Raw genomic sequence first — 13065 nt, 5'->3', positions numbered from 1 at the left:
CGTATTTGCAGGGAAGTGCATGGATCTGTGGTGCCCGTCCCGGTCTTTTCGGCGCCGGACTGCTATACAGAGAAGAACGCTCGGTATCTCGAGGCAAGTATGAATGAATTGCTGCATGTCGTCTGCCCGCATTGTGATTCGGTGAACCGGATTCCGTCCGGCCGCATTGCCGAGGCGCCGGGCTGTGGCCGATGCCACGGGGCGTTGTTCATCGCGCGCCCTGCGGAGCTCAACGGACACAATGTCGACCGTCACCTGGAGCGCAGCGACATCCCGGTAGTGATCGATTTCTGGGCGCCGTGGTGCGGGCCGTGCAAGATGATGGGCCCCGAATTCGAGCTCGCGGCCGCCGAGCTGGAGCCGCGGGTGCGGCTGGTGCGGATCAACACGGACGCCCAGGAAACCCTCGGCAAACGGTTCGGGATCCGGAGTATCCCGACCCTCGCCCTGTTCGAACAGGGCCGGGAGGTGGCCCGGCAGCCGGGGGCGATGCGCGCCCCCGACATCATCCGCTGGGTCCGCGACGAACTCTGACGCGTCCCGGCCTACTCGGGGCGGCAGATCTCTCCGGCGCGGGCCGCCTTCAGGGTGCGCAGCGCCAGGCCGACGATCAGGATGGTGGTCAGGGCCAGCAGGATCACGCCCAGGGTTTCCATCAGCGGCCGGGCCGCATGCCTGCCGAATTCCATGGTGGCAATGCTGAACGCCGCGACCGGGAACGAATAGGCCCACCAGGAGAGGAAGAAGGGCAGGCGGAAGAACGCCGGCAGCCGCACCAGCAGGAGCAGGAACAGGAACGCGCCGGTGTAGTAGAGGATGCGCGCGAAGGCGTCCACCTCGCCGGTCAGTTCGATCCACGCGAGAAAGCCCACCGCCGGGGGTGCCAGCAGGATGGCCAGGGTCGGCATCATGCGCTCGGGCAGCGGATCGTGGAAGATGAAGCGATAGAACACCAGCGTCATCAGCACGATCCAGAACACCAGGCCGATGCTGAAGAAGAACCACGACAGCTCGATCAGGCCGAAGGCCACGCCGGGCAGCGGGATCAGGATGTTCCCCACCACCGGAATGAACCAGGCCGGGTTGATCGACTCGATCGGCATCGGCTGGGCTCCGGTCCAGCGCGCCATCGCGACCAGTGTCAGCAGCAGATGGGCGATCACGCCGACGATCCACAGGGCCAGCGCCCAGCCTTCGGCGACCGGCAGCCAGAGCATCGACAGCAGGATCAACGAGATGGAGGTGGCGGCGAAGAAGTTGAGCTTCACCGGATGGTTGAATTCTTCTTTCACCTTGTCCGGCCAGCCCTTGAGCTTCGACAGGTAGGCGATCGCGAGGAAGATGAACAGCACCGTGGTCAGTCCGGTCAGTGCCGCACTGATCGTGGACGGGCCGTCCCAGACGATTTCGCCGGTGCGCCAGGCCAGTGTCAGGCCGGCCATGCCCATCACGGTGGCGAACAGGGGTACGGGCAGGTTAGGGAGTCGTCCCTCGGTGTTTTCCGTCATGATCGTCCTCGCTTCCATTGTGGTGCCCGTATCCTAGGGAAACGCCGATCAATGTGCACGTTCGCGCCCGGCGTTTGCCGGCTACTCCTCCAGCAGGCCGCGGATCTGTTCGACGACCCCGGGTTCCATCCATTCGATGGCCCCGTACAGGGCATAGCGCACGCGCCCCTCGCGGTCGATGACGTAGCTGGTGGGGAAGGCCAGGGCGCGCCAGTCTTCCAGCGATTCCTGCTGCGGGTCGAGCAGGATGGTGAAGTCGGTCTGCACCTCGTCCTCGATGAACGCGCGGATGGTGTCCTCCGGTTCGCCCAGGTTCACCGCGAGGATGCGAAAGCCCTCGTCGCGCAGTTCGTCTTCCAGGCGCTGCATCGACGGCATCTCGTGCACGCAGGGCGGGCACCAGCTGGCCCAGAAGTTGATGAGAATGACCTCGCCGCGGTAGTAGCGCAGGTCGTGTTCCTCACCGGCCAGATCGGGACGGATCAGTTCCGGCGCGTCCGGTTGCTCTTCCACCGGATTCAGGCGGGCGTCGGTGCCCGACGGGGTGCGCACCGCGAGATCGACATCCGCCGCGGGCACGCGCGGCTCGCGTGCCGAGGGTGTGCGGGCCAGCAGGTCCATGCCGCGCAGCAGTTCGCCCGGCAGTGCCTCGCGTGCGAGGCGTTCGCCGGCGGTGGCGTCCGGCCGGAAGAAATAGCGGTCGCGCAGCTCGGGGAGCAGCCTCACGCCCACCGAACTGCCGGCATCGGCCAGCGCCGCGCGCACGCGGCCCAGGTGCTGGAACTGCGGAGACTGTACGGGCTGCAGGATGAAGACCGGCAGGTTGCTGTAGTGGACGATCGGCTGGAGCTCGGGCTCGGCGGCGTCCGCCCCGGTATGCAGGAACGGGCTGAGCATCAGCACGCCGGCGAGATCTTCCGAGCCGGGGTTGGCCTGCTGCCACTGGTGCAGCCCGGTGAGGAGCCAGGGCCAGGCGCGGTCGCTGGCGAAGACGAACACCGGGCGTTCGGTCTCCTCGCGTGCGGCGTCCAGCAGATCCGGGACGGTGCCCAGCGGCATGTCGTCGAACGACGAGGCGGCCTCCGGCAGGAAATGCCCGGTGAACGGATCCGCCAGCCAGACTTCGACGCCGCGTGCCTGCAGGGCCAGGGCCTGTTGGCGGTGCTCGTCCTGCAGGCCATGCTCGGAGGGAAACCACAGCAGGACGGGACCGTGTTCGGCGGAGTAGCGCTGCACCGGGACGGGCTCACCCCCGGCGGTGACGGTGGTGGCGGCCGGGGAATCGGCAAGGGCCATTCCCGACCCGGTCATGCCGGCCGTCAGCAACAGCAGGCACAGCGCCGGCAGCAGCCGAAGGACGGGCAGGCGAACGCCTCGGGGCCTCATCCGGGCTTGCGGAGAGGAAGATCAGTCGGCGGGTGTGCGCTCGACGCGGTCACGCGAGCGCAGGTCGCCGGAGGTGCGCTCCAGCTCGCGATCCAGGGTCAGCACCATGGTGTCGTCGCTCTCTTCCATGGTGACCTGATCGGCATCCACGCCCGGCGGCGGGAGCTGCGGGCGGAATTCCGTGACCTCGGCCGAACCCGGCGCTTCGCTGCCCGGCCAGTCCAGTTGAGACCACTCCGCCTGGGTCACCGTGGCCACAGGGGAGTCGTAGCCCGGCGGGGCCCAGAACGCCAGCACCGCGGCGGTGGCTGCCACCAGCAGGTTGAGCGAACGGCGCCGGGCGCGCAGCTCGCGTTCCTGTTGCCGGGGATCTTCCTGGATGGCGTGCATGGATCGAGGCCTCGAAAACGTTGTTCTCACGGACTCAAACGTTACGCCGGCGGCGTCCGTGCTGCAACATACCCCCGCGCTATACGGATTTCATGACCCAGTCGGTCAGGTGCCGGAAACCGCGCTTGCGCATGGCTTTCTGGATCGCCTGATAGCCGGCCTGGACCTGTTCTTCCCTGGGATATTTCTGTTCCACGGCGAGGATGTCGGCATAGATCTTCGACCATTCCTCGACGGCCTCGCGTTTGGGGCGGATGCGTACCGAGCTGTAGCCGGTGATCTCGCCGCTGGCCGCCAGTCGCGGCGCGACGCGCGTGAACACCCAGTAATTGTCGCCATTCTTCGCGCGGTTGTTGACGAAGCCGAAGAACTCGTCGCCGCCCTGGATGATCTGCCACATCGCGTAGAAGGCGGCGCGCGGCATGTGCGGGTGGCGCAGGATGCTGTGGGGGGCGCCGATCAGTTCCTCGCGGCTGTACTGCGAGATACGCACCATGGTGTGGTTGGCCAGGTCGATGACGCCGCGGGTATCGGTGCGGGACTGGATGGTGTCGTGCGGTTCGAGAATGATTTCGTGCCCGGTCAGGCTGCGGTCGACCATGCTGGCCCCCTCGTTCTGTTGAGTGAAAAGAATCACAACCATCAGGTGCCGGTCAAACCGGAAGCCGGCGCGGGCGGGTATCGGGGCGCTCGGGGAGCCGGTCTATACTGGGGCCTGTTTTCCACAACCAGGAGCGCTCATGGCGGGGAAGCGGAATCCGACGGTGGAACGGATCCTGCGCGGGCTGCGTTCGCGCTATCCCATTATCTACCTGCAGGGCTGGGACGAGGACCGCATCGAGCGGCTGCTGCAGCAGGTGGCCCGCAAGTACTACGGCGAGGAGGGGCGTCTGCAGGTATGGTCCGCCGCGCGCGGCTTTGCCGCCCCGGAGGAGGCGGTTTCCGGCGCGGCGGTGGAGGCCGAGCCGGCCGTCCACGATCCGGAGGACGCGCTGGCGCGGATCGCGGGGCATCGTGATCCGCCGCGCATGAGTCTGTTCAAGGATCTGCCGGTGTGGTTCGACCAGCGCCCCGGGCTGGTGCGCGGGCTGCGTGATCTTTACTACGAGCTGAAAGGCACCAGCAATGTGGTGTTTGTCAGCTGCCCGCAGCTGCATCTGCCGGACATCATCAAGAAGGAGATCTTCCTGGTCGACGTGGATCTGCCCACCGAAGAGGAACTGCTGGAGTTCCTCGAGGGGCGTCGCGGCGCCGAGGCCCATTCGCGCGAGCTGCTGTTCCGTCTGGCGGCGGGCATGCGCGGGCTGTCGCTCAACGAGGCCGGCCACCTCGCCTCGCGCCTGCTGCGCATGCAGGACGTCGACGAGGATACCCTGCTGCGCGAGGTGCAGGAGGAGAAGGGCCAGATCCTGCGCAAGGAGAGCGTACTGCAGTTCTACCCGCCGCAGCGCTCGCTGGAGGACATCGGCGGTCTGGATGTGCTCAAGGAATGGGTCACCACGCGCGCCGACCTGTTCTCGGAGAAGGCCTACGAGGACGGCGTGCCGCTGCCCGCCGGGGTGCTGTTCATGGGGGTGTCGGGCTGCGGCAAGAGTATGGCGGCGAAGGCCATCGCGGCGGCCTGGGACCTGCCGCTGGCGCGGCTGGACATGAGCCTGGTGCTGTCGGGCAGTTTCGGCACGCCGGAATACGCGTTCGCCCGGGCGACCCGCATCGCCGACGAGATCGCGCCGGTGGTGCTGTGGATTGACGAGCTGGAGAACGCCTTCGGCTTCGATTCCACCGGCAGCGGCGGCAACGTGAACATCTTTTCCAGCTTCCTGACCTGGCTGCAGGAGAAGTCGCCCAAGGTGTTCGTGGCGGCCACCGCCAACCGCATCGAGCTGATGCCGGCGGAGCTGATGCGCAAGGGGCGCTTCGACCAGCTGTTCTTCCTCGACCTGCCCAATGCCGACGAGCGCCGCGAGATCCTGGAGCTGCACATCCGCCGTCATGGCGGCGATCCGGGCCAGTTCGACCTGGGGTATCTGACCGCCACTACCAAGGAGTGGAGCGGTGCCGAGATCGAGCAGGTGGTGCGTTCGGCGCGCATCGAGGCCTATCGCGAAGACCGCGCCTTCAACCAGAAGGACATCATCCGCGCGGCCATCAACACGGTGCCGCTGTCGAAGACCATGGTCGAGCAGATCCGCGAGCTGCGGAACTGGAGCTTCAAGCGCGCGGTGAATGCCTCGAAGTCCGAGAGCAAGAAGAAACCCGGCGGTTCCTGAGCCGGTTCCCGAGGCTGGCTCCGGCCACTGGCGCCCGGGTCAGTCGGTCGGTGTCAGGGGCTCCACCGATACCTCCATGCGGGTGGGGATCGCCGGCGGCCCGAACAGATGATAAAGCGGGACATCGGCGGCATCGCGGCCGTAGGCCAGGCGCACCCGGCCGTTGCCTGGCTGCGCCTGGGTCGGGTCGAAGGTGTGCCAGCGTCCGCCGACCCAGGCCTCGAACCAAGCGTGCAGATCCATCGGTTCCAGCCCGTGCACGTAGCCCACGGTCAGCCGCGCGGGGATGCTGAGGCTGCGGCAGAGCGCCATGCCGAGATGGGCCAGATCGCGGCACACGCCACTGCCCCGGTTCAGCACCTCGCTGGCTGAGATCGGTGCCGGGTCGGTTTCCGGGCAGTAGCGGATGTGCTCATGGATCCAGCGCGAGATCGCGGTCACCTGCTCGTGGCCGGGCCGTCGCCCGTCCACGATCTCCCATGCCCGGGCGCCCAGCCGGTCCGCTTCGCAGAAGCGGCTGGGCAGGAGATAGACCAGGACCTCGTCGGGCAGTTGTTCCACCGGCACGAACGGGGCGTCGGTGACGTCGATGTCCTCCGGGCGGATCCGGACATCCGCGCTGACGTGCACCGCGAAGGGGCCGGCGGGCGCCATCAGCCGCTGGCACAGGTTGCCGTGACGGTCGGTGTATTCGGCGACGTGGATGTCGGGGGTGACCCGGTAGCGGTCGCTGGCCACCCATTGGTGGGCGTCGCTGTGCGGCCGCAGAAGCAGCAGCATCGGGCTGGCCACCTGCAGGTTCATCTCGAGTTCGGTGGTGACCCTCAGCCACATGATGATTCCGGCCCCTTGCCCGCGGTTGTGGTGACAGTTCGCCGCAGTGTAACCCGGGTGGCGACCTCCCGGTGGAGGGGCCCGGTAGAGGGACACACGACGCTGTGGCATGATCCCGCGTCGACGGCATGCCCTTTCGGGCTGTCGACAGGGGGAACAGGGGGAGAGGCGATGCGGGCAGTGCTGCCCACGGAAGCGGATGACGCCGAGCGTTGCGGGTGCGCCGCGCGGCGGTTCCCTGCGGAGTGGGAACCGCGGGCCGGAACGCTGCTGGCCTGGCCGTCGGCCGAGCAGGCCTGGCGCGGGCAGTACGCCGGCGTGCTGGCGGCCTTTCGCGCGCTGGTCGCCGAGTTGCGCCAGGTGGAACCCGTCTGCGTGCTGGTATCGCCCGAGGAACGCGAAGATGCGGCTGCGCTGCTGGGGGGCGAGGACGGGATCTCGCTGCGGCTGGAGCCGCTGCCGGTCAACGATATCTGGATGCGCGATGCCGGTCCCCTGTGGGTCCGCGAGGGTTCACGGATGTTGCTGGTCGACGGTGGCTTCAACGGCTGGGGCAACAAGCACCCCTGCGAACTGGATGCGCTGGTCCCGCTGCTGCTGGCGCGTCGCTGGGGGCAGCGGCGCGAGCGTCTGCCGCTGACGCTGGAGGGCGGGGCCCTGGAATCCAGCGGGGCCGGAGATCTGCTGACCACCGAATCGGTGCTGGGCGCGCCCGCGCGTGACAATCCCGACATGCCGGAGATGGAACGGGCCCTGCGCACGACCCTGGGCGTGCGGCGTGTGCACTGGCTGCCGCGTGGCCTGAGCGGGGATGATACCGACGGTCATATCGACAACCTGGCCCGTTTCGTGGCCCCGGATCGCATCGTGTCGATGCGTTCGGCGGACGGGGCGCATCCGGACGCGGCGATGCTGGAGGACATGCATCGGCGTCTGAGCGCGCTGGACCTGGTGACCGGCCCGCCCGAGGTCGTGAGTCTGCCGGCCCCCGTGCTGCAGGGTCCCGATGATGAATGGCTGCCGGCGAGTTACGCCAATTTCTACATCGCCCCCGGGCGCGTGATCGTGCCGCAGTTCGGCGTGCCCGAGGATGCGGTCGCGCTGGGAGTGCTGGCCGACTGCCTGCCGGGCCACCGGCCGGTGGGGCTGGATGCCCGCGCGCTGGTGCATCTGGGCGGTGCCTTTCATTGTCTGGCCCAGCCGCTGGGCGTGTTTCCGGATGGGGCGCGAGATGTACACGGATCATAAAGTCTATCTGTTGCAGAAGATGGTCGGGCCCCTGATGATCGGGGTGTGGGTCGGCGCCCTGTCTGCGGTCTTTTTTTATGAGGCCGACATCTTCTGGCCGGACACCGGTGTGGTGTTCGGGATGGCGCTGGTCATTTCCTTCTTTGGCCTGCTCTGGAACCGTGCCTCGCGCCTGCACCCGTTGTATCGGCGGGGCAATGCGGCGATCGGCGCGGTGCGTCTCGGGATCATCCTCGGTTTTGCCTGGTGCCTGTGGGTGCTGGTGCATCACGCCGACCCGACCATCGAGGGGTTCTGGTTCGTGCTCTACGCCCTGATGGCGTTCGCCGCGATCAAAGTCTTCGGCCAGGTGGCCGGGCAGCTGTTCGGCCCGCGCCTGCAGGTGGACGTGTTCGAGCGTGGCAATCTCGCCGCCGGAGTCTTTCTCGGTGCGTTCGTGCTGGCGACCGGGATGATCTTCGGCGGTGCGAGCTGGGGCGATCTGGAGGCCGGCGGGCTGGAGTACGGCTGGATTTTCGAGGTCCTGCCGGGCTACGAGGACGGCTGGTGGATCACCCCGTGGTTCTTCGGCATGGGCTGGCTGATCCTGGTCGTCACCCTGGGGCTGTGGATCCGGCGGGAGAAGACCGATTTCTACCGCCGCGTGGTGCGTGACCGCAACATGGAGGATGCGAAGGCGGCCGCCTATTTCATGATCGCCTGCGCCATCACCCTGACCTACGCGGTGCACGGCGACTATCGCGGATTCGGTGATGCGCTGATCGGCTTCAGCGTGATCGCGCTGCCGGTGCTGGGCCACGAGGTCATGCGCCCGCCCGCGCCGCTCCATACCGGTAATCAGGCCGGTGATCAAACCGGAGACGAGGGCGTGCCGGCGGTCCGGTCGCGCGATCGTGAGGGCGTGGTCTACATCCTGCTGGCGCTGGGCGGGGTCGTGCTGGCACCGCTGGTCTCGACCCTGCTGGGACTGCGCGGGTGAGGACCGAGCCCTGGCCGCTGGAGCCGCCGCAGGCGAGCCGCCTGCTGGATCGGCTGTCGCTGCAGCTGGGCAAGTGGGACATGCACCAGGCCGGCGAACCCACGGTGCTGCCGGATTTTCTGGTGCTGGGCGCCGAAGAGCACCGGGCGCTGGTGCGGCGCGCGCAGACCGCCTGGGCGGCACAGTGCGAGATGGAGGAGGCGGTGCGCGCGCAGCCGGCCTGTCTCGAGGCGGTGGGCGTGCCGGCCGAACTGTGCGAGGTCGTGGTCACGGCGCCCGCGCCCGGACCGCGGCTGACGCGCTGCGACTTCCACTGGAGCACCGACGAATGCTGGCGGATCAGCGAGTTCAACCAGGACGTGCCCGGCGGGCTGGCCGAGACCGCGGAGCTGGACGCCACCGTTGCCGCGGCCACGGGCGTGCGCGGGATGCAGCCGGCCGGGGATCTGGCCGCCGCGATCACTGCCGCGCTGGCGCCGTGGCCGCGCATCGGTCTGGTCCACGCAACCGCCTGGTCGGTGGATCTGCAGCAGGTTGCCGCGGTGGCGCGGTGGCTGGAGGCGGCCGGGCATGCGACGGTCATCGGCTCGCCGGCCAACCTGCAGTGGCGGGGTGGCCGTCCGCACCTGTTCGATCGGCCGGTGGATGCGCTGTTCCGGCATTACCCCGCGGAATGGATTCCCGGGCTGCCCGACCCGCAGGCGTGGCTGCGGGTTGCGCAGGAGGTGCCCTGCATGAACCCGCTGACCGCCGTGGTGGCGGAGAGCAAGCGCTTTCACGCGGCTCCGGCCGAACATGCGCTGGGCCTGTCCGAGGCCACGCAGGCCACGCTGGCGCGTGACTTCACCCGTTCGTGCTATCCCCGGGCGGAGGGGCGTGACGCCTGGCTGGCCGAGCGCGAGGAATGGGTGCTGAAACGCAGCTACGGACGCATGGGCGAGGGCATCCGGATCGGCGCCGCGCTGTCGGCGCAGGCCTGGGAAGAGGCCCTGGATACCGCGCTGCAGGACCCGCAGGGCTTCGTCCTGCAGGAATTCTTCGAACCCGCACCGCTGTGGTTTTCCCATGGCATGGGCTACCCGGTGGTGGGGGTCTTTCTCGTGGACGGCGAATTCGCCGGGTATCACACCCGGGTCAGCCGCCACCCCGTCATCCGGCACGATGCGAATTATGTCCCAACGATGGTTGAAACTGCTTGAGCGCCTCGGATCCCCGCTGGGGGCCGGCACCGAAGACCCCGATGCCGCACCGCCGGTGGAGGGGCAGACGGTCTCCGAAGACTGGCGTGACTACATGCACCATGAACGGCTGTACCGCCTGTACGGGCCGCATCCGGAGGGGCCGTGGCGGCCGTATCACTGCCCGACGCTGTTTGCCGGGATCGATCGCCTCAAGCTGCAGCCACACGAGCAGCAGCTGCACGAGCGGATTGCCGCCGAGCGTCCCCCGGGCACCTGGGACTGGCTGCGTCCGGATACCCTGACGGTGGTGGACCTGCCGGGCGGTCTGAGCGTGCAGATGGCGGCGACGCTGTTTGCCGAAGGGACCTGTCAGCTGATCGCGACCTTTGATCACTGGCCGCGGGCCAACTCCGAGCCCGCGGGCATGATACGCCGGCTGGACGCGGAACCCACGGCCGCGCCGCCGCACGCGGGGGATCCCCGCATCATGGTCGACTCGCGTGAAGTCGTGAACGCGATGGTGACCATGGCGCCGCGGGTGGCGGCGCGCTGGGCGCGCGGCGTGCCCGCGGACGCGCCGCCGGTGTGGGTCTGCGATGCGCGACGACTGACGCAAGCCGAGCCGGAGGCGGGCGATTACGACAACCGCTATTTCATCGATGACTCCATTCTCCCCGGGCCGGAGCGCCTGCGTTCCGCCGGTATCGCGCGGGTCGTGCACGTGGCCGCGGACGCCGACGCCACGCCCGAGGACGATCTGGCCAACTGGCTGCACGAGCTCTACACCGCCGGCTTCGACACCGCCCGCATGACCCTGGGCGACCCCGAGACCTGGGTGATCCCGATGCTGATCATCCCGGCGCCGGGCGGGTCCATCGCCGGCCGGGTGAACAACCGCTCCGATCGCGGGGGCTTCGGCCAGGCCATCTCCGAGCGGGGCAGCTCGGGTGGCGTCTACTCGGGCGCCGGGGCCGGGGGCTGAGCGGATGCAGGTCGCGGAGTTCATCGAACGCCACTACGGGCATTTCAACGCCCGCGAGCTGCGCGCCGCCGCGCGCGCCTGGCGCGACCACGCCGACGCCGGCGGGCGCATGTTCCTGTCGATGTCGGGAGCGATGTCCACCGCCGGGTTCGGTCGCATCCTCGCGCGCGCGATCCGCGCCGGCCTGATCCACGGGATCGCCTGCACGGGCGCGAATCTCGAGGAGGACGCCTTTCGCCTGATCGGCGCCGACACCTACGAGACCCTGCCGGACTGGCGCACCCTGGGGCCGCAGCGCGAGGCCGAACTGTACGCCCGCGGGGTCAGCCGGGTGACGGACACCGGGATCCCCGAGACGGCGATGCAGCCGATAGAGTCGCTGCTGATCCGGCGCTGGGAGGCAGCGGCGCGATCCGGGCGCCAGGCCTCGCCCGCCGATTTCCTGCAGGACGTACTGCACGATGCGTGGCTGCGCGAACGCTTCATCGAGCCCGAGGCCAGCTGGCTGCTGGCGGCTGCGGAACACGCGGTCCCGATCTGGACCCCCGGCTGGGAAGACTCCTCTACCGGCAATGCGTTTTCCGCCGCGGTCATGCGCGGCGACGTGGCCCGTCATGACTGCGTGGAGCCGGGCACGGCTCAGATGAACCGGCTGGTGCGCTGGTATCTGGAGAACTGCGACCCGGCCCCCGGGATCGGTTATTTCCAGATCGGCGGCGGGATCCCCGGCGACTTCGCGATCTGCGTGGTGCCGCTGATCACCCGCGAGCTGGGACTGGAAGATACCCCGACCTGGGGCTATTTCTGTCAGGTCACCGATGCCGAGACCACCTATGGCGGCTATTCCGGTGCGCCCCCGGACGAGAAGATCACCTGGGGCAAGCTGCGCCCCGGGACCCCGCGCTTCGATATCCACTCCGACGCGACCATCGTCGCGCCACTGATCCTGGCCTACATGCTGGAGGACTGACCTTACTGTCGGAGGAATATGCCCTGGTGTGGTTCGGCGAAGAGCCCGAAGGCGACGCGGCCGGCGCCGAATAGCGAACGGGACGGCGTCCAGCATGCGCCGCTCGCGGGAATGCGTTCAGGTGGTCGTGCGCGGGGTCGTGCCGGAGTCCGGGCCCGGTAGCGGGTCGGGCGGGGGAACGACGCGGTTGCGGCCCGCGGCCTTGCCGGCGTAGAGCTGACGGTCGGCGCGGGCGACGAGAGATTCGCGGTCGTCTTCCGGGGTGAATTCGGCTACGCCCAGGGTGGCGGTGATGCCGAGGCCCGCCACGGGCTCCTCGGCCAAGGCCCGCCGGCAGCGCTCGGCCAGCGCCGTGGCCTCCCGCAGGTCGATGCCGGGGGCGACCACCAGGAGTTCCTCGCCGCCCCAGCGGGCGGTCAGGTCGCTGTCGCGCACGCGCGCCTGCAGCCGGGCGGTGACCTCGCGCCGCACCCGATCGCCATGGGCATGGCCGTGGGTGTCGTTCACGTCCTTGAAATGGTCGAGATCGGCGATGATCACGCTCATTGGCTGCCCGTAGCGGCGCGCATAGGCAATCTCGCGTTCCAGCCCGGCCTCGGCGGCGCGGCGGTTGGCCAGCCCGGTGAGCGGATCGGTGGTCGCCCAGTCGTGCAGGATCTCGGCGCGCAGCAGGGCGCGCTGCAGCTGGTCGCGCATCCCGGCGACCCCGGCCAGCAGGGCCAGCAGCAGCCCGAGGAACACATGTACGCGCACCAGGTACATCAGGGTCTCGGCCGCGGGCGGGGTGGCTGCCATGTATTCCCGCAGGATCCCGGTGACCGTCAGCAGGATCGAGAGCCCGAGGATGGCGAGCCCGGCGATCACGCCGCGGCGCCGGTCGAGCATCACGAAGGCGCCGGCGACCAGCAGTCCCACCGCCCAGAAGTGGCCGCCGATCAGCACCATCAGTTGCTGCTCGATCCCGGCGGCGAAGTGCATGTGCCAGGCCAGCCGCCCGAGGATCAGCGCGGAGGCGACCAGTACCATCAGCCCTTCGATGTGTTCCAGCGTCAGCCATTGCCGCCACAGCACCACCAGCAGCCCGGCGAGGACAGCCGCGAACGGCGGATAGACCCGGGTCAGGAAGGGATCGTCGGGACCGCGGAACCACCAGCTGAGCAGGGTGATCGCGATCCCGCCGACAAGCACCAGGGCATACACCAGGCGCTTGCGGGCCCGGAGTTCGCGGATCTCGGTGCTGGATTCGTCCGGTTGTTCGGTCATCGGGGTTCGGTCGCGTGCGGGCACGGGGTCCGTTGCCGGGGTCCCGGCCGACAG

The 13065-nt window shown here is 68.7% G+C and carries 13 protein-coding genes; 7 read left to right on the top strand and 6 right to left on the bottom strand.

What is annotated here, in order from left to right:
- The first annotated feature begins 99 nt into the window (after positions 1 to 99).
- Positions 100 to 534, top strand: a complete 435-nt coding sequence (gene trxC, locus F790_RS0110700) for a thioredoxin TrxC (RefSeq protein WP_019022305.1) — start codon at positions 100 to 102, stop codon at positions 532 to 534.
- Between the two features lie 11 nt (positions 535 to 545).
- On the opposite strand, the gene F790_RS0110695 is transcribed toward trxC, so the two are convergent.
- The 4 genes from F790_RS0110695 to F790_RS0110680 form a co-directional block, all read right to left on the bottom strand.
- Complete coding sequence (locus tag F790_RS0110695) at positions 546 to 1508, bottom strand: SLAC1 anion channel family protein (RefSeq protein WP_019591652.1); 963 nt, start codon at positions 1506 to 1508, stop codon at positions 546 to 548.
- An 81-nt stretch (positions 1509 to 1589) separates the two neighbouring features.
- A complete protein-coding gene (locus F790_RS0110690; RefSeq protein WP_026332930.1) occupies positions 1590 to 2894 on the bottom strand; it encodes a peroxiredoxin in 1305 nt (434 codons plus the stop codon).
- Between the two features lie 21 nt (positions 2895 to 2915).
- Positions 2916 to 3284 (bottom strand): hypothetical protein, encoded by a 369-nt coding sequence (locus F790_RS0110685; protein ID WP_019022308.1) that lies wholly within the window; start codon positions 3282 to 3284, stop codon positions 2916 to 2918.
- A 79-nt stretch (positions 3285 to 3363) separates the two neighbouring features.
- Entirely contained in the window at positions 3364 to 3885 is a 522-nt protein-coding gene (locus F790_RS0110680) for a PAS domain-containing protein (protein WP_019589593.1), read from the bottom strand.
- 139 nt (positions 3886 to 4024) lie between these two features.
- Between F790_RS0110680 and F790_RS0110675 the strand changes: the two genes are divergently transcribed.
- Positions 4025 to 5554 carry an AAA family ATPase gene (locus tag F790_RS0110675; RefSeq protein WP_019589592.1) on the top strand — a complete coding sequence of 510 codons (1530 nt, stop codon included), beginning with the start codon at positions 4025 to 4027 and terminating at the stop codon, positions 5552 to 5554.
- 39 nt (positions 5555 to 5593) lie between these two features.
- Here F790_RS0110675 and F790_RS0110670 read toward each other — a convergent pair whose 3' ends face one another.
- A complete protein-coding gene (locus F790_RS0110670) occupies positions 5594 to 6388 on the bottom strand; it encodes a transglutaminase family protein (protein ID WP_019589591.1) in 795 nt (264 codons plus the stop codon).
- Between the two features lie 171 nt (positions 6389 to 6559).
- On the opposite strand from F790_RS0110670, the gene F790_RS0110665 reads away from it, so the two are divergent.
- From F790_RS0110665 to F790_RS0110645, 5 genes are read left to right on the top strand one after another with little or no spacing between them, the layout of a single operon-like run.
- Positions 6560 to 7636 carry an agmatine deiminase family protein gene (locus F790_RS0110665; protein WP_019569817.1) on the top strand — a complete coding sequence of 359 codons (1077 nt, stop codon included), beginning with the start codon at positions 6560 to 6562 and terminating at the stop codon, positions 7634 to 7636.
- The gene (locus F790_RS0110660; RefSeq protein WP_019591650.1) at positions 7620 to 8615 is read left to right on the top strand and encodes a hypothetical protein; all 996 of its coding nucleotides are present in this window, start codon (positions 7620 to 7622) and stop codon (positions 8613 to 8615) included. The genes F790_RS0110665 and F790_RS0110660 overlap by 17 nt, the downstream gene beginning before the upstream one ends.
- Positions 8612 to 9814 carry a glutathionylspermidine synthase family protein gene (locus F790_RS0110655; RefSeq protein WP_019591649.1) on the top strand — a complete coding sequence of 401 codons (1203 nt, stop codon included), beginning with the start codon at positions 8612 to 8614 and terminating at the stop codon, positions 9812 to 9814. Before F790_RS0110660 ends, F790_RS0110655 begins: the two co-directional genes overlap by 4 nt.
- On the top strand, positions 9801 to 10778 hold the full coding sequence (locus F790_RS0110650; RefSeq protein WP_019591648.1) for a hypothetical protein: 978 nt from the start codon (positions 9801 to 9803) through the stop codon (positions 10776 to 10778). The genes F790_RS0110655 and F790_RS0110650 overlap by 14 nt, the downstream gene beginning before the upstream one ends.
- A 4-nt stretch (positions 10779 to 10782) precedes the next feature.
- Entirely contained in the window at positions 10783 to 11748 is a 966-nt protein-coding gene (locus F790_RS0110645) for a deoxyhypusine synthase family protein (RefSeq protein ID WP_019591647.1), read from the top strand.
- A 117-nt stretch (positions 11749 to 11865) separates the two neighbouring features.
- Here the strand turns inward: F790_RS0110645 and F790_RS0110640 are convergent, their stop codons facing one another.
- Positions 11866 to 13011 carry a GGDEF domain-containing protein gene (locus tag F790_RS0110640; RefSeq protein WP_019591646.1) on the bottom strand — a complete coding sequence of 382 codons (1146 nt, stop codon included), beginning with the start codon at positions 13009 to 13011 and terminating at the stop codon, positions 11866 to 11868.
- Positions 13012 to 13065 lie beyond the last annotated feature (54 nt).

Source organism: Thioalkalivibrio sp. ALE20 (genome assembly GCF_000381405.1).
Taxonomy (GTDB): domain Bacteria; phylum Pseudomonadota; class Gammaproteobacteria; order Ectothiorhodospirales; family Ectothiorhodospiraceae; genus Thioalkalivibrio.
Note: the sequence above shows the minus strand (reverse complement) of the source record. Positions and strands in the feature narration are given on the sequence as shown.

Coding starts and splice junctions, on each gene's coding strand:
- trxC (WP_019022305.1), top strand. CDS start 100: ATGAATGAATTGCTGCATGTCGTCTGCCCGCATTGTGATTCGGTGAAC.
- F790_RS0110695 (WP_019591652.1), bottom strand. CDS start 1,508: ATGACGGAAAACACCGAGGGACGACTCCCTAACCTGCCCGTACCCCTG.
- F790_RS0110690 (WP_026332930.1), bottom strand. CDS start 2,894: ATGAGGCCCCGAGGCGTTCGCCTGCCCGTCCTTCGGCTGCTGCCGGCG.
- F790_RS0110685 (WP_019022308.1), bottom strand. CDS start 3,284: ATGCACGCCATCCAGGAAGATCCCCGGCAACAGGAACGCGAGCTGCGC.
- F790_RS0110680 (WP_019589593.1), bottom strand. CDS start 3,885: ATGGTCGACCGCAGCCTGACCGGGCACGAAATCATTCTCGAACCGCAC.
- F790_RS0110675 (WP_019589592.1), top strand. CDS start 4,025: ATGGCGGGGAAGCGGAATCCGACGGTGGAACGGATCCTGCGCGGGCTG.
- F790_RS0110670 (WP_019589591.1), bottom strand. CDS start 6,388: ATGTGGCTGAGGGTCACCACCGAACTCGAGATGAACCTGCAGGTGGCC.
- F790_RS0110665 (WP_019569817.1), top strand. CDS start 6,560: ATGCGGGCAGTGCTGCCCACGGAAGCGGATGACGCCGAGCGTTGCGGG.
- F790_RS0110660 (WP_019591650.1), top strand. CDS start 7,620: ATGTACACGGATCATAAAGTCTATCTGTTGCAGAAGATGGTCGGGCCC.
- F790_RS0110645 (WP_019591647.1), top strand. CDS start 10,783: ATGCAGGTCGCGGAGTTCATCGAACGCCACTACGGGCATTTCAACGCC.
- F790_RS0110640 (WP_019591646.1), bottom strand. CDS start 13,011: ATGACCGAACAACCGGACGAATCCAGCACCGAGATCCGCGAACTCCGG.